At 45.3% G+C, this 18,021-nt stretch carries 15 protein-coding genes; 8 read left to right on the top strand and 7 right to left on the bottom strand.

Translation table 11 applies throughout. From position 1 onward, the window contains the following. The 4 genes from tsaB to mrcB form a co-directional block, all read right to left on the bottom strand. Positions 1-491 (bottom strand): tRNA (adenosine(37)-N6)-threonylcarbamoyltransferase complex dimerization subunit type 1 TsaB (gene tsaB / locus HKN88_08850; protein ID NNC98162.1); only part of this gene is annotated, 491 nt, incomplete at its 3' end. Next, entirely contained in the window at positions 491-2,404 is a 1,914-nt protein-coding gene (locus tag HKN88_08845; protein ID NNC98161.1) for an ATP-dependent DNA helicase, read from the bottom strand. The genes HKN88_08845 and tsaB, both read right to left, overlap by 1 nt. Before the next feature lie 39 nt (positions 2,405-2,443). Further along, entirely contained in the window at positions 2,444-3,037 is a 594-nt protein-coding gene (locus HKN88_08840; GenBank protein ID NNC98160.1) for a hypothetical protein, read from the bottom strand. Between the two features lie 140 nt (positions 3,038-3,177). Next, complete coding sequence (mrcB, locus tag HKN88_08835; GenBank protein NNC98159.1) at positions 3,178-5,595, bottom strand: penicillin-binding protein 1B; 2,418 nt, start codon at positions 5,593-5,595, stop codon at positions 3,178-3,180. Positions 5,596-5,908: 313 nt separating this feature from the next. On the opposite strand from mrcB, the gene HKN88_08830 reads away from it, so the two are divergent. The 3 genes from HKN88_08830 (at position 5,909) to HKN88_08820 (ending at position 9,830) form a co-directional block, all read left to right on the top strand. Next, the gene (locus tag HKN88_08830) at positions 5,909-8,017 is read left to right on the top strand and encodes an alpha/beta fold hydrolase (protein ID NNC98158.1); all 2,109 of its coding nucleotides are present in this window, start codon (positions 5,909-5,911) and stop codon (positions 8,015-8,017) included. A 196-nt stretch (positions 8,018-8,213) separates the two neighbouring features. Then, complete coding sequence (gene phaZ, locus HKN88_08825) at positions 8,214-9,020, top strand: poly(3-hydroxyalkanoate) depolymerase (protein NNC98157.1); 807 nt, start codon at positions 8,214-8,216, stop codon at positions 9,018-9,020. 201 nt (positions 9,021-9,221) lie between these two features. Continuing rightward, positions 9,222-9,830 (top strand): phasin family protein, encoded by a 609-nt coding sequence (locus HKN88_08820; protein NNC98156.1) that lies wholly within the window; start codon positions 9,222-9,224, stop codon positions 9,828-9,830. A 209-nt stretch (positions 9,831-10,039) separates the two neighbouring features. Here HKN88_08820 and HKN88_08815 read toward each other — a convergent pair whose 3' ends face one another. After that, positions 10,040-10,693 (bottom strand): NAD(P)H-binding protein, encoded by a 654-nt coding sequence (locus HKN88_08815; protein NNC98155.1) that lies wholly within the window; start codon positions 10,691-10,693, stop codon positions 10,040-10,042. Between the two features lie 537 nt (positions 10,694-11,230). Here HKN88_08815 and HKN88_08810 point away from each other — a divergent pair. Next, positions 11,231-11,623 (top strand): nuclear transport factor 2 family protein, encoded by a 393-nt coding sequence (locus HKN88_08810; GenBank protein ID NNC98154.1) that lies wholly within the window; start codon positions 11,231-11,233, stop codon positions 11,621-11,623. Positions 11,624-11,634: 11 nt separating this feature from the next. On the opposite strand, the gene HKN88_08805 is transcribed toward HKN88_08810, so the two are convergent. Beyond that, complete coding sequence (locus HKN88_08805; protein NNC98153.1) at positions 11,635-12,933, bottom strand: amino acid permease; 1,299 nt, start codon at positions 12,931-12,933, stop codon at positions 11,635-11,637. A gap of 81 nt (positions 12,934-13,014) precedes the next feature. On the opposite strand from HKN88_08805, the gene HKN88_08800 reads away from it, so the two are divergent. Together HKN88_08800 and HKN88_08795 are read left to right on the top strand one after the other, a co-directional pair. Next, positions 13,015-14,118, top strand: a complete 1,104-nt coding sequence (locus HKN88_08800; protein ID NNC98152.1) for an aromatic ring-hydroxylating dioxygenase subunit alpha — start codon at positions 13,015-13,017, stop codon at positions 14,116-14,118. Between the two features lie 8 nt (positions 14,119-14,126). Beyond that, positions 14,127-14,888 (top strand): N(G),N(G)-dimethylarginine dimethylaminohydrolase, encoded by a 762-nt coding sequence (locus HKN88_08795; GenBank protein NNC98151.1) that lies wholly within the window; start codon positions 14,127-14,129, stop codon positions 14,886-14,888. Here HKN88_08795 and HKN88_08790 read toward each other — a convergent pair. Next, on the bottom strand, positions 14,878-15,912 hold the full coding sequence (locus HKN88_08790; GenBank protein ID NNC98150.1) for a glycerol acyltransferase: 1,035 nt from the start codon (positions 15,910-15,912) through the stop codon (positions 14,878-14,880). The two genes, HKN88_08795 and HKN88_08790, sit on opposite strands and share 11 nt — an antisense overlap. A gap of 92 nt (positions 15,913-16,004) precedes the next feature. Between HKN88_08790 and HKN88_08785 the strand changes: the two genes are divergently transcribed. Together HKN88_08785 and HKN88_08780 are read left to right on the top strand one after the other, a co-directional pair. Further along, positions 16,005-16,625 carry a DJ-1/PfpI family protein gene (locus HKN88_08785; protein ID NNC98149.1) on the top strand — a complete coding sequence of 207 codons (621 nt, stop codon included), beginning with the start codon at positions 16,005-16,007 and terminating at the stop codon, positions 16,623-16,625. Further along, positions 16,622-17,632, top strand: a complete 1,011-nt coding sequence (locus tag HKN88_08780) for a hypothetical protein (protein ID NNC98148.1) — start codon at positions 16,622-16,624, stop codon at positions 17,630-17,632. Before HKN88_08785 ends, HKN88_08780 begins: the two co-directional genes overlap by 4 nt. Positions 17,633-18,021 lie beyond the last annotated feature (389 nt).

Raw genomic sequence — 18,021 nt, 5'->3', positions numbered from 1 at the left:
CCGTTACCAACACCACACAAGGAAGATTCGCACTGGAAGTCATCTGGTTTGAGTAAAGCTTCCGGTTTTATATATTCGTAAGAATGATCCGACCATTCAATAATCGCCGCATAGATCTCATCCATGCGTGCATCCACACAAGCAGCAATAGTTTTCTCTTCAGACGCTTTAAAATGCTGGAAGGAAATGTTCAACAGATCTGATACTGGCACCACCGGCAGGTTCAAGCCAAAAGCCAGACCCTGTGCGGTTGCCGTTGCTACCCGTATTCCGGTAAATGCACCTGGCCCGCGCCCAAAGGCCAAAAGCTCGACATCCTGTTTCGTGGTATGCGACTCGGCAAACACTTGATCCATTAAAGACAAGATTATGCCTTCATGCCCACGTTCAGAATATTCCTCAGCAACGAATTCTTTGTCGCCCACCAGCAAAGCAACCGAGCAATACCGGGTCGTGGTGTTGATGGCGAGGGTGGTCGGGTATTTATTCATCAGGCGTGATCATAAAATTTGAAAAAACTTTTCACTTTCTCGAATGAATCGGTCACAGGCATGTCCGGTAAACTTTGTAAAAAGGTTTTACCATAAGACTTGGTTTTTATACGCGGATCACACAAGACCATCACGCCGTAATCCTCCTCATCCCGAATCAAGCGCCCAACGCCTTGCTTCAAGGCAATTACGGCCTGGGGTAACTGCAATTGTTTAAATGGATTATCACCACGTTTACGCATGGCATTGATGCGTGCCGAAAGAACCGGATCACCGGGCGAGGCAAAGGGTAATTTATCGATCATCACCAGGCGTAAGGCCTGACCTTGTACATCCACCCCTTCCCAGAAGGTGGATGTCCCCAATAATATCGCATCACCATCCTGCCGGAATTTATCCAACAGCGTCGCACGTGGCATTTGCCCTTGGATCAACAGATCTTTATCAACCCGATCCCGTAACCGGTCGGCAACGAGATTCAACATTCGATATGAGGTGAATAACAAGAACGCGCCACCACCGGAAGCTTCGATCAAATCCTCGGCCAAATCGGTAAAAGCCGCGGCAAAATTACGATCATTGGGTTCCGGCAATCCTTTGGGTAACAGCAACATTGATTGCGATCTAAAATTAAAACTGCTGTCGAGCAAACTGAATTCGGCCTCTTCGATTCCGAGCGGTTCACTGAAGCCTTTGAAACTTTCACCAACCGCCAGGGTGGCCGATGTGAATATCCAGGAAGACGCGTAAGATTTCATCAGGGCCTTGAACTCAGCGGCGATCTCGATTGGGGTATCATGCAAGGTATAACCGTAATTATTCACATCCATCCAGCGAATATGTGCGTCATTACCGTTTTCCATAGGCTGCACGAATAACTGCAGCCCTGCCAACATCATACCCATACGTTTCCACAAGGATTCCCATTCGACATCATCGCTCAAGGCTTTAATGGTCTCGGTCAGGCCAGCCATGGACTCTTGTAGCTCACGCAAGTACGCTACAAATCCAGGCGGTACATCTCGCCATTGCACACTGCCCTGCAAGCCCTGTAAGGCCAAACGAGAGTCACGACTGAGCTTTAACAAGGCATCAAAGTCGTCAGATAACTTGTGTTGCTGGGTTTGCAAGGCGGTTAGCTGGGCATCTTTGAGCCAGCGTTGCAAGCGGCGCAAACTCCATTGGGTTCCAAATACCGAGGTCGCGAGGTCGGCAATCTGGTGTGCCTCATCTACGATAACCACATCGGCATCCGGTAGCAATTCACCAAATCCATCCTCCTTTAATCGCGTGTCCGCCAATAACAAATGATGATTCACTACCACGATATCGGCAGTTATGGCTGCACGCCTGGCTTTGACCACAAAACATTTGTCATACAGCGGGCATGCCTGACCCAGGCAATTGTCACTGGTGGAGGTTACCTGCGACCAAAAAGGCGAAGACTCTGGCACATCGCTTAATTCCGAAGTTTCGCCACTGCTGGTTAGCATGCCCCATTCTTTGATACTGGCCAGCTGTTTTTTATCCAGACTCGACAGCCCGTGTGGCACATCAACTTGTATTTGTAATCGATGCTTACATAAATAATTCCGCCGACCTTTGAGCAAGGCAACTTTGAGTGGCGATCCCAGTGCGGCAGTTACCGTCGGCAAGTCTTTATTAAAGATTTGATCTTGTAGTGTTTTAGTTGCCGTGGAGATTATGACTTTTTTACCAGACAACAAAGCCGGAACCAGATAAGCAAAAGTTTTACCGGTGCCCGTCCCGGCCTCGATCACCGCATGTTGTTGGTTGCGAATCGCCGACTCGACTTGCACAGCCATGCTTTGTTGCTGGGAACGTGGATGATAGTGCGACAAGCGTTCAGCCAATATTCCATCAGCCGCAAAAATATCCTGCATATCGTTCATGCGAAAGTATTCAAAATAAAAATAACCATGTAAAAAAGCTTATAAATATTGCTGTGCCGCGGCTTCGGCGCGTTCGCCACCTTCACGATCATTACGCGCATAGCGACTGTTCGCGATCAGGATCCAGGCATCGTAGGCCACATCATTTTTACTAGCGGCGTAGGTCAACGCACGTTTGGCCAACTCTTCGGTCTGGACAAACTCCTGTTCGGCAAAACGGATCGCTGCAAGATCCAGCCACAAGACCGGATTGCGCGGTTGAATACGCAGCGCTCTTTCAATCGTGGCTGCCGCTTGAGCCGTTTGACCGGCTGCCATGGAATCTGCCGCTTGTCCGCGCAATGCCACAATGGCCGCCATTTCGGGCTCCGCCTCAATCACCGGCGGAGGCGCAGGTGCATTCTCTTGCGGCACGGGTGCAGAAATCACACCTTCATCGGGTAAAGGAATGGTTTCAACCATCGGAGGTTCGAGTTCTGGTACTGCCTCGGGAACGGGTTGTGGTGCGCTGATTGCTCGCGGTTCGGGTTTTTTATAAGGGTCCGGCCAATTGCTTGCACAGGCTGGCAATAACAACAGTGCAGTCACCAGTAATAAACGCGAGGGAAGTTGATGCAATGGTTTAAAACTCATTTTAGGACACTCTTAAAACGGATTGGTTAATCGTGAATTTTTATCAAGCAATAGTGTACCGATTTTCAGACGCAATTACCTGTGATAATGATGAGATAATGAAGGCGCTTTACTTAACCCGATATGAATGACCGGGCTTTTTACAGACGGTCTTTCAACCAGTCGAGTACGCCACGAGAGCGTTCTGATCCACCACGTTCACGCTCCGCTGCGGATTCATCGTTCATTACCTGACAGCGAATCATCACTTCCTGTTGCAGGACACTTGGACGCGCCGGCAAGATGACATCCCTCTCGGTTTGACTACAGCCTTGCATCCGATATCCGCTGTCAAATTCAAACTGGGTCATGACCAGATTTTCCGATGGTGTCGTAGCAAATGGCACCCGCGCAGCTTTTTGCATCACAGTTGCCCAGATCGGCAAAGCGCCTGATGAACCGGTCAGACCCGTATCGGCATTTTGGTCGTTCCCCACCCACACTACGGTTGACACATCGCCACTAAACCCTGCAAACCAGGCATCCCGGTAATCGTTGGACGTTCCCGTTTTACCCGCCAGGGAAAAATCCGGGATCAAACGCTGTAAGCGTTGTGCCGTACCTTTCTGGGTGACCAAATGCAATATTGAATTCAATTGGATCATGGCGTCACTATCGACTACCTTATTCACTTCCAGGGAAAACCGCTGTAAGGGCTCACCATTTTCGTTCAACACAGCACGTACCGATCGCAGTGGCGTGCGATAGCCGTTGTTGGCCAGGGTGTTGTACATTTGTGCCACTTCGACCGGCGCCAAACTCAGGGAACCCAGCATCATGGCCGGATAGGATGGCGGGACCTCATCCAGACCGGTCTTGGTGGCAGCCTGCATGACTTTATCAACCCCTACTTGCATGCCCAAATGCACCGTGGGTACATTTTTGGATAATGCGAGTGCTTTATATAAAGGCATTTTCCCGGAAAATTCCTTATTGTAGTTTTCCGGCATCCAAACCTCATCCATGCCATATTGCTTAACTTCAATGGGTTGGTCTTTGAGAATGGTATTAATTTCAAACTCACCCGACTCCAATGCCGCCAGATACACATAGGGTTTCATCAAGGAGCCAATTTGTCGTTTGGCACTAATGGCACGATTAAACCCCTCATAACGCGATTCACGACCACCGACCAGGGCCTGAACTTCGGCACCATCCACCGAGGTTACGATTACCGCACCTTGCAAGCTGTTATGCTCGAGCTTGCGTTGCTTTTCAACGTCTGACAGTCCTTGCGCCAATGCGTTTTCAGCGTGTTGCTGAAGTTCAGGAACCAAAGTGGTGAATATTTGCAAACCGACCGTGTTCAAATCTTGCGAATCATAGTCGCGGGCAAGCTGGGATTTCACCAAGTCTAGAAATGCAGCGTAATCACTTACCCCGGTAGGCGGTTTGTCGGTGATGGTTAATGGTTGGCGTTTTGCGAACTCGTGTTGTTGTTCATCCAGCACCCCTTGTTCATGCATGATGTCAAGCACCAGATTGCGACGGCTTAAAACCCGGTCAGGATTACGTCGCGGGTTGTAATACGAAGGGCCGCGCAAGAGTGTGATCAGAACAGCACTTTCATGTGGCTTGAGTTCTTGTATCGGTTTATTAAAATAAAACCGGCTGGCCATACCCATGCCGTGAATTGCACGGGCACCTGCCTGACCCATAAAGATTTCGTTAAAGTAGGTTTCCAGTAACTCTTCCTTGTTGTATTTTCTTTCCAGCAAAATAGTAACCAGGATTTCCTTGATCTTGCGTTCAAAGGTTTTTTCATTGGTCAAAAAATAACTGCGCACCATTTGCTGGGTTAATGTGCTGGCGCCCTGCACCATGGCACCTGCTTTAATATCAGCGATCAAGGCGCGCATGATGCCTTTTAGATCGATGCCAAAATGTTGGTAATACTTTCTGTCCTCAACGGCAACCACACCTTGTTGCAATTCAATCGGCACATCCGAAAGTTTAACGATGATGCGATCTTCCCCGTCACCGCGAAATAAATTCCCGAGAATTAAGGGATCGAGTCTGAAAATAGCTTCATCTCGACCCGTGGCATTATTTTTCATGGCAGTTATGCGCCCAGCTCTACTGGTGATCTGTAATTGTTTGGCGTCTTGGAGTCCATCCCAGAACTGGAAAGGCCTGACATACACTTTGATGACATTAGACTGTCGGGAAAAATCACCAGGATTTTTAATCGAAGGCGCGCGTTTGTAACCCAAGTCCAGCAAATGCTGTTCCAGTTCAGCACTGGTAGATCTGGCGCCGACATACAATTCTTTTGGTTGTGCATAAAGCCGTGCAGGCACTGACCAGCGCCGGCCCTCAAATTGCGGTACTACGGTTTTGTTCAAGTGCATGGCAAACAGAAACAAAATGATTGCCAGCAGGATTCCCAGAAGCAAACCCGTCCAGAACAATCGTTTAAACCACTTCCAGAACTTGCTTTTGAGACTTACCTTGTCAGCCGTTGTGGTTCCGGTCTTTTTTTTAGACCTCTTTTTTGCTGGTTTTTTCTGTTTTGCCATAATTATTCAGTGCTGAGTATGCTTTATTCTTGCGTGCCCATAATAAAAGATAATCGAGTGGAAATTGTGAATTAACCAAAAGCCTTGCAAATCCCTTGCGCTCATTGCCTCAAACAATGGTTTAGCAATGGCTTGATTGTCCCGCGAATTATCAAATACCTGTGTGGGTTTCACATGAAGTCCAGACCGGATTCCGAATAGTTTGATAATCTCTTTTTTACAATAAAATCAGTTACTTACAAGATTTCATTCGATTCTGTCCCACACGCACAATACCGGCTTTTCGTCGCACTGCAGCATGAGATAAGTTATCATGACAGGATTATTTAAACAGCCCACACCAGAGCATTATTATATGGCAACTCGCAGCAAGAAGACCTCTTCCAAAAAAACCGCTAAAAAGAAAACCAGTGCCATACGCAGCAAAGCCAAAAAGGCATCCACACGTAAAAAGAAAACCGTAAGTAAAAAAGCGGCTTCAAAGCGTAGTGTTTCTAAAAAAACCGCTGCTAATAAATCGGCAGCTAAAAAGACCAAGCGTAAAGTAACCGTAAAAAAAGCTCGTCCTAAAAAGACCGACACTAAAAAAACATCGGCTAATAAATCTTCGGGCAAAAAGAAAATTCGCAAATCCAAACGTAGCGGGGTTAAAGCCACTGTAGATAAAACGGCAAGAGTGGCAAGTAAAGTCGCAGGCAAAGCATCCGAAAGCATTCTGGACATGCTGAATAAAAAAGGCCCGTTTACAGGTGGTGCCGATGGCAGCACAGCGGCACAAGGCATGCTGGGACCAAACCCGGTTGTGGGCGTGGATTACGAAGAAATGTTTGATGGGGCCAAACGTGCACTCAGATCACTAATGGTTAACCCCAGTGTCATCGTGGATGAAAACATTAATCTACTGGGCGAACTGGTCAAAGTGGTCAAAGGCACTTCTGAAGTGGCGCCCGACCCGCGCGATAAACGATTTATGCACCAGATCTGGCAAAAAAGCGGTTATTACAAACGCGTGATGCAAAGTTACTTGGCCTGGCACAGCAGTGTTTACAATATCCTGAATTCGAGCAAGGTCAGTGAAAAAGATAAAGAACGTGCCCGCTTCCTAATGCAATTCGTTACTGAAGCCGTTGCCCCGACCAACACCCTGATCGGTAATCCCGGCGCCTTGATGCGCGTAGTAGAAACAAAAGGCAAAAGTTTGCTCTACGGTGCTCGTAACATGCTGGATGACATCGTCAACAATGGCGGCATGCCGCGCATGGTGGACGAAAGTAAATTTCAGGTTGGTAAGAACCTCGCGATCTCTGAAGGTAATGTGGTATTTCGTAATGAAGTCCTCGAAGTCATTCATTACAAACCGCACACCGACAAAGTATATAAACGCCCGATATTGATGCTCCCGCCACAGATCAACAAGTTTTATATGGTTGACTTGACTCCGGGACGCAGTTTTGTGGAATTTTGCACCAATAATGAAGTACCGTTTTTTGCCGTTAGCTGGCGTAACCCGACTGCAGCACAACGCGACTGGAGTCTGGAAACCTATATTGAAGCCAGTAAGGAAGCGATAGATGCCGTGTGTGAAATTAGCGGTTCTGACGATTTGAATTTGATGGGTGCCTGTGCCGGTGGATTTACCATGGCAACCTTGTTAGCCCATTACGCCGCCCTGGACAACCCAAAAATCAAATCTTCCACCATGATGGTCACGGTACTGGATACCCGCAGTGAAACTTTGCTCGGCATGTTTGCCTCCAAAAGCGGAATTGCCGCCGCACAAAAACGGGTTAAGGCCAAAGGCGTACTGGAAGGCAAAGAAATGGCCAAAATGTTCGCCTGGTTACGTCCGAACGACCTGGTCTGGTTGTTTGTGGCTAATAACTGGGTTATGGGCAATAATCCTCCGGCCTTTGACATGTTGTACTGGAACGCTGACACCACACGATTGCCGGCGGCCTTCCATGTTGACTTATTGAACATGTACATCACCAATCCACTGGTGAAGCCTAACAGCATCGAAGTCTTGGGCACAAAAATTGATACCAGCAAGATCACTTGCGACACTTATGTGGTGGCCGGTATCACCGATCACATTACCCCGTGGAAAGCCTGTTACGATTCACGCGAAATTTTAAAAAACACCAATATGAAATTCATTTTGAGTTCCAGTGGACATGTTCAGAGTATTATCAATCCACCGGGCAAAAAGAAATCCAAGTACTTTAACAACCCGGACCTAAGCCTCGATGCCGATAGCTGGTTGGAAGGCGCCGATGAGATTCGCGGCACCTGGTGGTTTGATTGGTTGGACTGGTACAAAAAAGAGCAAGGCGGAAAACTGGTTAATGCACCAAAACATCTGGGAAGTGATAAACATCCTCCAACAGACAAGGCGCCCGGACGATACGTTCATCAGCGTTAAACTTGAAGCTTCCATTAATTAATATTGAAGAACTTATATGCCTAGCGTAGCAATTAAAACAAAAACAAAACTTAATAAATCTCGACGATCAGCCGACTCTTCCACGACCGCCAAGGTGAGCCCAATTAATAATAAACGTTCTCGCATCTCTGAAAATATAAGTTCAACGGGTAAAAAGCCTCGAATTAATTACGTCATGGTCGATGGTATTCGACTGCGTTATTTAATTCGTGAAGGCACGGATAATTCGACACCGCTATTGTTGATCAACGGTATTGGCGCAAACCTGGAATTATGTATCCCGTTTATTGAAACCTTGCACGAAAAAGAAGTGATCATTTTTGATATTCCCGGAACCGGTGACTCGCAGACTCCGGTCAAAATACGTCGCTTTAAGCATTTGGCCAGATTGGCCAAAGATCTACTCGATACACTCGGTTACGGACAAGTGGATGTGGCTGGAGTTTCCTGGGGCGGTGCCCTGGCCCAGCAATTTGCCCATCAGTTTCCAAAACGTGTGCGTCGTTTAATTTTAGCCGCCACCTCGGCCGGTATGGTAATGGTTCCGGCCAAATTTAAAGTCTTGCGTAATATGATTACCCCGCGTCGCTATATTTCCAAAGGCTTTATGCGTAAAGTGTCTGGAACAATTTATGGCGGACGTATTCGACGCAATCCGGAACTGGTCAGCGAATTAACCTCGCGTATTATTCCGCCACGCACCCGTGGTTATATCTATCAGTTACTGGCCGGCCTTGGATGGACCAGCTTTCACTGGTTACACACCTTACGTCAGCCAACCATGTTACTGGCCGGCGATGATGATCCTTTGGTACGACCTGTGAATGCCAAAGTGATGTCGCTAATGATCCCGAATTGTCGTTTGGAGATCATCCCGGGTGGCGGGCATTTGTTCCTATTACATAATGCGAAAGCGGTCACACCACTGATTCGTGATTTCCTGAACAAGCCGGATATCAATCTGGACGTCCTGGAAGACTGAATGGGTTGACAATTTGATGCGCAAAAAGCGGTCATATTGACCGCTTTTTTATTAGACATAATAATCATAACTCATTGTTTTTATACATATTTATAGAATAAAGTCGAATTTTCGAACAGATTAATTGACGCATTGCACCAAAACTAGTATTGTGCATCGCATCAAACGGGTAAATGCCCTCTTTAATACTGGAGATTTATTATGAAATTCGACGTAAATGCTTATACCAAGCAATTGAAAGGCTTGCCTAAACAAGCTGTAAAACAAACCAAATTTGTTGCTGATCTGTCAGCCGACAAATTGTTGGATAGCAAAAAAGTTGTCAACAAAGCTGAAAAAGCAACTTTGACTTTAAACAGCATCGCTTACGGTACCGTTGAAAAACTCATCGGTCAGCAATTCAATGTTGTAGAAGGTATGGTTGATGCAAGCGCCAAACGCTTGAAAGCAGCGGTTAAAGCCAATGACGCTAAAACACTGGTTAAAGCACAAACCAAGTTGAACTACGCAACTCGTGACCGTGTCATTGCCAATGCCAAAGCTACTGCTGCAATTCTGGTTGACGCACGTGACAATGTTGTTGAATTGTTCAATAACGTCTACAACGTTAAGCCTGCTGCTAAAAAAGCTAAAAAAGCGGTTAAGAAAAACCTTAAAGCGAAAGCCAAGCCAGCTGCCAAAGCGGTAAAGAAAAGCGCTAAAAAAGCGGCCAAGAAAGTAAACAAAAAAGCCACTAAAAAAGCGTCTACTACTCGCGCTAAAGCGAAAACAGCGGCCAAGCGAAAAACCACTCGTCGTAAAGCTGCTTGAGAGACTGAAAGTAAAAAGCAGAATCAATTAATTCTGTTTTGAATAAACCCGCTAGTCGCAAGACTCAGCGGGTTTTTTATTTAGTGATTCAAGCGAAAAACCTGGTCTCTTATCTATAAGATTGCGGAGGGCTGCCTGAATGGGCGAAACCCTATCAATACATCAGATAATTCTTAAATCTGGCAGAATTAACACGTAATTTCATCAAATCAAAGCAAGTTAAAAATTGCTGACCATTCAATATTATGCTCGCCAGGTGCAAGATCCGATTGCGCACAATTGACTATCGCACTGCCGAGTTCATCGCCGGAAATCGGTTTGAGCCTTTTCATACTGGGAACCCAGTTTGCTGTGAAGCTCAATAGTTTCTCTCCAAATCTCTCGCCTGGCCTGGAATCCTCTCGGTTGCCGTAGATTATCGAGGGTCTGAAAAATACCAAAGTCTGAAAAGCCAGTGTACGCGCGTAGGTATCCAGCTTGGCTTTAACCCGGTTATAAAAAACCGGTGATCTCACACTAACACCCGGAGCAGAGATCAGAAATACTCTGCCCACGCCATTGGCAGCTGCATGCTTCAGGAAGTTTGCCTGAAACGTGTAATCCACCTTGTAAAAATTATCCTTCGAGCCCGCTTGTTTAATGGTTGTGCCCAGGGCAGAAAAAAGGTCATCGCCCTGAATCTCTCCCGCCCATTCATCAATTTTGTAGAAGTCGACAATTTTGCAAACCAGCTTTGGGTTATCCAGAGGCAATTCACGCCGCGTAAATATAACTACTTTTGCATATGCATTACTGTCGAGCAAGTTACTGACAATGTGTTTGCCAGTAAGTCCTGTCGCACCGATAACAAGAGCAGTTTTCATGATGAGTGAGCCTGTTTAGTCAGATTTTCATGTGTATTTGAATTGACAATTATAAACACTTCCAGCTTGATGGGTTGATATGAAAAAAACAACTGATCGCATTTTTTAACTCGAGCAGAAAATAGCATAATATTGAATAATTGACCCAAATCAAACGAATTTTGCAGCCTTGATGTACACTGATTCGTGCAATAGCTTTCTTAATCGTTATAACCGGAGGCAATGATGACACTTGCAAACTTAACTGAATTTTTTAAATGGATGACCATCATCAATGTCGGTATATTTGCGTTTTGGTCTTTTTGGATTTTATTGGCGCCCGACCTAACTTACAAAATTCAAAATAAATTCATCAAAATTGACCGTGATTATTTTGAAAAGGTCATGTATGCATTTTTGGGTGCGGCGAAATTAATTATTCTATTTTTCTGCATCACACCCTATATTGCCCTGCTGATCATAGCGTAGTAAATGTTAATGCGGTTATTTCTCAAAACCGGGCTGGTAATTTTTTGCCTGAGTCTGTTGTCATGCGTTATGTCCGATCAGGGTTATCAAACATCAGAAATTTCTGGTGACTACAAAGTAACGAATGTAAAAAATTTTATCGACGCGTTCAATCAACGCGATCTTGAGAAAATGCTTTCTCTGGTCAGCCATGACATGCAATGGTTTTTTATCAATGGAGACAAACTCATACATGAAACAGCTAACAGATCAGAATTGTCTCTTGCAATGGAAAAGTATTTTTCAGACTGTGAAACATGCCAGTCCAGGCTGGTTAAACTCATATCGAGTAATGCACGTGTCAGTGCAATTGAAGAGGCTAGCTGGGATTCGGATAAGGAACGTAAGTCCCAGCGTAGTTTATCGGTTTATGAATTTGAAGGAGAACTGATAAAACGAGTATATTATTTCCCCGAAGAGTAATGTCAGGACTATTAACTGGATAATCTTCGTTTACGCATCCACCAATACACCGGTAATCCAGAGAGTATCAAGCCAATGCCCACCAGGAGCGCATCTTTTCCAATACCCGAAATTGCCCATAGGGTATACACCATGGCCAGTATCGTAGTCAGCAGGGCGAGCCAGTCTTTGGCGATTGTCTGCTTACTGATGATCAACTTCAATTCATAAAGTGCGGTAAACAAATACGGCACCAAAACCATCAAGGTTGCCAGCAAAATCGAGAAGGTGAATAAGGCGACCAGTCCATCAGTGTAATTCGAAATTGCGATAAACGAGACAAAGCCACTGGAGATCAACAAGCCCTTAACAGGAACCCCATGTGCATTGCCTTTAAAGACCGCTGGCAACAAGCCATCGTGTGCTGCGGCCATCGGCATTTGACCCTGTAACAAGATCCAGCCATTCAAAGCGCCAAAACAACTGATCACCGCGCCTACGGCAACCAGCGTACCCGCCCACTCGCCCCACAGGATCTTTGCGGCATCGGCAAACGGTGCGTTCGAGCTGACCAGGTCTACGTGCGGGATCACACTCAAAATAGTTGTGGTACTGGAAATGTACACCACGGCTGCTATCAAAAAACCCAATAAGGTGGCACGCGGTATGGTCTTGACCGGATCTTCGACATTATCCGCCGGTATAGTTGCCGATTCCAAGCCCAGGAAAGCCCATAAGGTTAGCGCGGCGGTAGCAGTCACAGCATTGAATGTTGTCTTCTCACTCTTATTCAAGGGCTCAAACTGGCTCACATCAAAATACAAAAAAACCGCAATACCAATTATGATCAAGGGAGTAAGTTTTAACACGGTAGTGATCACTTGCACATAACCGGCATGGCGTACACCACGGCAATTCACCAGGGTCAGTGTCCAGATCGCGGCTAAAGCAACCACAACCCCCAATAAGGGCGTTTCACTCAGTTGGGGGAAAAAGTAACTTAAATACGAAACCATCGCGACCGAAATGGCCGCATTGCCACACCATAAGGAGACCCAATAACCCCAGGCAACCGTGAATCCGGCCACGTCACCAAAGCCTTTACGGGTGTAGGCATAAGGACCACCCTGGGCCGGCATTTTACGGCTGAGACGAACAAATACCAAAGCCGTCATCAATGCACCAAAGGCGGTGACTATCCAACCGATAATACTAATGCCCCCGTACTCGGCCAGTGAGGATGGCAATAAAAATATTCCTGAGCCGACCATATTACCGACCACCAGCGAAACACACATCCAGAACCCGAGTTTTTTACTTGCAGTGCGCATACGGTATTTTTCTCAATCAATGACTTAAGCTGCGGAATTTACTTATATAATCCACTCACTGTTCAGCATACAATAACATTTATGACTCATTTAGTTGGAAAAGAATATCTGGCGGCCATCGAACCTGTTGACCACAATAACGCACATACCTTACCGGCATTCATGTACCTGGATGAAGATATTCTGGGTCTTGAAAAAACTGCGGTTTTGGAAAATTCCTGGCAACTGGTCGGACATGTGTCGCAACTACAGCGTAGTGGTGATCATATTGTGGCAGAGCTTGGCAACAAACCGGTAATTGTTGTTCGCAATGCCGATAATGAAATAAATGCCTTTATTAATGTATGTCGTCACCGCGGTGGACCCTTGGCGTACGAGAACGGTCACAGCAACATGCTGGTATGCAAGTACCATGGTTGGACTTATACCCTCGACGGTGCCTTAAAAGTGGCACCGGAAATGAACAACACACCCAATTTTGATACCTGTCAGTTTCATTTACCGAAAGTCAAACATGCCATCTGGCAAAATCTGGTTTTTGTCAATGTATCAGACACTGCAGTGGTACCGAAACTTGAGACCATGCTTGATGGCATTGCACAAAACATAGTGCCCATTGATCTGGCACAAATGCAATTTAGCCATAGCGATACCTATTATGTAGCGTGTAACTGGAAAGTCTACATGGATAATTATCTCGAAGGCTATCATTTGCCAATGGTGCATCCCGAGCTGAATAAAATGCTTGACTATCGCAGTTATCAAACCACACTACATCCCTGGTACAGTTACCAGTTCAGTCCATTGGAACAAGTTGACAATCCATCAAATTTCTATGGCGAAGGCAAAGCCCATTACTATTGTGTTTTTCCCAATCTGATGTTGAATATTTTGCCGGGTCGTTTGCAGACCAATCGCGTTAGCGCGTTGAATAGTGGTGAAACTCTGGTAACTTTTGATTATTTTTACAGCGACATAGATTCACAAGAAACTCAACAATTCATCGAACAAGACATTGCCTTGAGTGATGAAATACAAAAAGAAGACATCCAGATATGCGAAGCCGTGCAAAAAGGTTTACAATCCGGCTGCTATGAACAGGGACGCTTGAATATGCTACGTGAAACTGGCGTATTACATTTCCAGGAATTACTCCGACAACAACTCCGGCTCATCGCCACTTAGGAAACACCATGTTCACCAAGGCCATTGTGCGCACCCCTGCCCGCTCCATGATTGACGGGATCACCTCTGCGAGTCTGGGCAAACCCAACCATAGTTTGGCACTTGAACAACACGCTCAGTATATTATTGCTCTTGAGTCATGTGGTTTAGACGTAATCATCCTTCCCGCATTGGAAGATTTTCCCGACTCGTGTTTTGTGGAAGATGTTGCCCTGCTCTCTGATGACTGCGCCATCCTGACCCGCCCCGGGGCATACAGCCGGCGTGACGAAGGCAAACACATCCTGGCCACCCTCGAGGAATTTTACCCCGAAGTGGAAAAGATCAGCTCGCCTGGCACTGTAGATGCCGGAGACATCATGATGGTGAACGATCATTTCTACATTGGTTTGTCGGAGCGCACAAATCAGTTTGGCGCGAGACAAATGCAATCAATCCTTGGCAAGCATGGCCTGACGGCATCAACCGTAAATTTGAAAAATGTCTTGCATTTGAAAACCGGTGTAGCCTACCTGGAAAATAATAATTTACTGGCCTGTGGTGAGTTTTTGCAGAAACCCGAATTTCAGGATTTCAATATTATAGAAGTTCCGGAATCTGAAAGTTATGCCGCTAACAGCATCTGGATAAATGACACTGTAATTATGCCAGCAGGTTTTCCGGAAACTCGTAAACTTATTGTTGGCGCAGGATATGAAGTGCTTGAATTGGATGCGTCAGAGTTTCAGAAACTCGACGGTGGATTGAGTTGTCTATCGCTCAGATTTTAACGCTCAATAAAGCCAGCAGCAAAACAGCCAACAAATACTGTAACGCAATACCGGGGCCAGTGATAATACTCAGTATTGTTGCAATCAATAACAGGTAAACGGGCACTAAGGTGATTGCCACGCTATAGCGGAAAGTTGAAATAAATTCCTTTTCCTGAATTCTTGGACGAATATAATATTTCCAGATCAGGTATGGCAGCCATAAATTTACCTTGAGTAAAGCTTTTAGAATTGCACTTAGTCCGGCCTTGAGGCGGGGCGTCTTTACCTCGATTACGGGAACCTCTGAAGCAATCCATTGATTCAAAAGTACCGGGTCCTGAAAATCTGTACCACTTGCCCTTAACTGCTTTTCTATTTCCGGATAATTCTTGACAGGAATATCCGTGGTCAGGCGCTTTAAGGCTGTCTGGACATTGCGTCGCAAATGTTCGGTCATCTCTTTAGGGTTTTCTGCTCGATATTTTTGTACCGGGATCGGATCCCCGAAATAGATAGAGACCCTATCCGGCCATTGATCCGCCTGCTTATAATTCAGACCGATTGGCAGCAATTCCAGTTGTGTATCCGGGCGAGTTTCCAATTCCTGAAACACGATACGGGTAAAACCCTTACTGAGGTTACGTACACGGCGTTGGATATTATGATTCGCCTCTGGAAACGCCAATAGAGTTCCATTTTTGGAGAACTCCTGGATACAAAAATCAAAAACTTCCCGATTTTTCCCCAAGCTTGCATAGCCATCACGTAAACGATAAATTGGAACCAGACCAAAGAATTTCAATAATTTGGCAATCCACGGATTTTTAAATACATTTGCGCGAGTCAGATAGTGTGCAAAGCCAGGCAAGTGAGAAGCAATTAACAAAGGGTCCAGCAAGGCATTTTGATGATTCGGCAATAGAAAAACCGGCTTGTGCTTTGGTATGCGTTCAAGTCCGATAATTCGGATTTTTTTATAATAGAAAAAAAACCCCAGTCGCAAATAGGTTTTAACCAAATATTTTATTGTATTTTTTATCATGCTTTATTTTATGCAGGCAACATCAACTAGGTCTTTGCATTACAATAGCCAGATCACCATTGCGTTTACCACTATAAAGAAAATACCCTGCGATGTCTAAAGTCCAAAAAGTCGCTATATTGCTTTTTGACCATGTTGAAGTTCTCGACTTCAGCGGTCCATTTGAAGTATTTTCAGTAACCGGCAGGAAGAATGGTAGTAAGCCGTTTAATGTTTATACCGTGGCCGAACAAAGCCCGGTTCAGGCACGTAATGCTCTTGGCATCATTCCACATTACATTTTTACTGACGCACCAGCACCAGATATTCTCGTGATTCCGGGTGGCGGTGGCTACCAGTCCGATGGCACAGCATTCGGTTCGCGTAAAGAAATGCATAATCCGGTTTTGCTAAACTGGATAAAAGAAGTTTACCCGGAGTGTCAAAATATTTTATCCGTATGCACGGGCGCTTTGCTTTTGGCAAAAGCCGGATTAAGCAAAAACCTCAATGCTACAACCCATCACATGGCATTTGATTCCTTGCGGGCCGCTGATCCCAGTGTGACGGTACTGGAAGATCAAAGAATCGTAGATAATGGAAAAATAATTTTTTCTGGTGGGATATCTGCCGGCATAGACGCCTCGTTTCATCTGGTCAGTCGTCTACTCGGTGAAACGGTTGCACTTAATACAGCAAAATACATGGAATACCACTGGAAACCACAAACATGAGAGCCTTATTCAAAACCCTGAAATACCTGATCATTATTTCGCTGGTCCTGGTGGTTGCTGTTTATGCCAGCCTGTTGCCTAAACCGTTCATGACCCATGTGCAAGAACCGGTTAGCAGCACACCTAAAGCTTTTAGCGGCCAGCTCAAAGTCATAAGCTTTAATCTTGGCCTGCTGGATATTCGTGTACTCGGTAAAAGCGTGTTCAAACCCACCGAGTTTATCGAGGAGCGTGCCAAACACATTCCACATGCACTGTTGCAACGAAATGCCGACGTGATCGCATTGCAAGAGATATACGAAAAACGCGATATCGAATTCTTTATTCAGAAATTAAAACAGGAGTATCCGTATTACTTTTTTGCGCACAAAAGCCTGATCAAGCTGAATAACGGATTGATGGTGTTTTCCAAATACCCCTTCATTCGCACCATGAGCGAGTCACAGCAAGAAAAAGGTCCGATTGATGAAATGTTAATTGCCGATCGCGGCATTCTGTCTACGGTAATCAAACTCACTGATCAAAAACGCGTGAATTTGATCAATTTGCATGCCACGTCTGGTGGCACATTAAACCGGCAAGACGATGACAATATTAATCTGATGCGAACCCGGCAGTTGGAACAGGCCTTGAAACTTGCCCTAACCAATAATACGGAATATCAGATCATACTTGGCGACTTTAACGCCGGACCAAGATTCTCCGCGATCAATTACAAATATTTGCTCGAAAACGATTTCACCGATGTTTACGCGGCCTACGCGCAACAGCGTGGCATAACCCCGAAACCCACCTGGACTGGAGACAATCCACTCAACGCAATGCGCGGCTACACAGCTGCCGAAGCCCAGCTCATCGACCACATTTATATTTCAAGACGCTTACGAACGGATAGCCGTATTCGCTCGGCGAGACGCGTGTTTGATGAAAATATTGTTGAAGTGGATGGAAAAATGTATCCACTCTCGGATCATTATGGCGTTGAAGTGCTATTACAAATAAAATAATTATTCTAAGACTATGTAATGTTTTTTACTTTTATTTACTAGCTGATTAATTCATTAAAAAAACTAACAAACTGAACTATATGCATTTAACCGTTTAGTGTTAAGAGCAAAAGTTTCCAATTTTTCTGCGTCGCAGCATAAATACTGTTTCAAAACTGGAACAGTTGTACGCTCTTTGTCTTTTATATTTATTCTAAGAATAAATAATCAGTTTAATTGATAAAAAATACGTGAAAAATTTTATATTAAAGGCGTATACTCATCCGAAAGCTGCGCAACAAAGGGAGATTAAAAATGAAATCTAATTCTGTTATTTTATTTATCGCATTAACCTTTACAATCTTATTCACGCATTGCATTCATGCTGATGTAGTAGTTTTAGATGACCA

Source organism: Gammaproteobacteria bacterium (genome assembly GCA_013001575.1).
Classification (GTDB): Bacteria; Pseudomonadota; Gammaproteobacteria; order Steroidobacterales; family JABDMI01; genus JABDMI01.
The sequence above is the reverse complement of the archived record's forward strand: the minus strand, read 5'-3'. Positions and strand labels throughout refer to the sequence as shown.

Bases quoted from the DNA above. Each gene is read 5' to 3' on its own strand.
- HKN88_08815 (NNC98155.1), bottom strand. From the start codon at position 10,693: ATGAAAACTGCTCTTGTTATCGGTGCGACAGGACTTACTGGCAAACAC.
- HKN88_08790 (NNC98150.1), bottom strand. From the start codon at position 15,912: ATGATAAAAAATACAATAAAATATTTGGTTAAAACCTATTTGCGACTG.
- HKN88_08820 (NNC98156.1), top strand. From the start codon at position 9,222: ATGAAATTCGACGTAAATGCTTATACCAAGCAATTGAAAGGCTTGCCT.
- HKN88_08810 (NNC98154.1), top strand. From the start codon at position 11,231: ATGTCCGATCAGGGTTATCAAACATCAGAAATTTCTGGTGACTACAAA.
- HKN88_08795 (NNC98151.1), top strand. From the start codon at position 14,127: ATGTTCACCAAGGCCATTGTGCGCACCCCTGCCCGCTCCATGATTGAC.
- HKN88_08805 (NNC98153.1), bottom strand. From the start codon at position 12,933: ATGCGCACTGCAAGTAAAAAACTCGGGTTCTGGATGTGTGTTTCGCTG.
- HKN88_08845 (NNC98161.1), bottom strand. From the start codon at position 2,404: ATGAACGATATGCAGGATATTTTTGCGGCTGATGGAATATTGGCTGAA.
- phaZ (NNC98157.1), top strand. From the start codon at position 8,214: ATGGTCGATGGTATTCGACTGCGTTATTTAATTCGTGAAGGCACGGAT.
- HKN88_08780 (NNC98148.1), top strand. From the start codon at position 16,622: ATGAGAGCCTTATTCAAAACCCTGAAATACCTGATCATTATTTCGCTG.
- mrcB (NNC98159.1), bottom strand. From the start codon at position 5,595: ATGGCAAAACAGAAAAAACCAGCAAAAAAGAGGTCTAAAAAAAAGACC.
- HKN88_08830 (NNC98158.1), top strand. From the start codon at position 5,909: ATGACAGGATTATTTAAACAGCCCACACCAGAGCATTATTATATGGCA.
- HKN88_08785 (NNC98149.1), top strand. From the start codon at position 16,005: ATGTCTAAAGTCCAAAAAGTCGCTATATTGCTTTTTGACCATGTTGAA.
- HKN88_08840 (NNC98160.1), bottom strand. From the start codon at position 3,037: ATGAGTTTTAAACCATTGCATCAACTTCCCTCGCGTTTATTACTGGTG.
- HKN88_08800 (NNC98152.1), top strand. From the start codon at position 13,015: ATGACTCATTTAGTTGGAAAAGAATATCTGGCGGCCATCGAACCTGTT.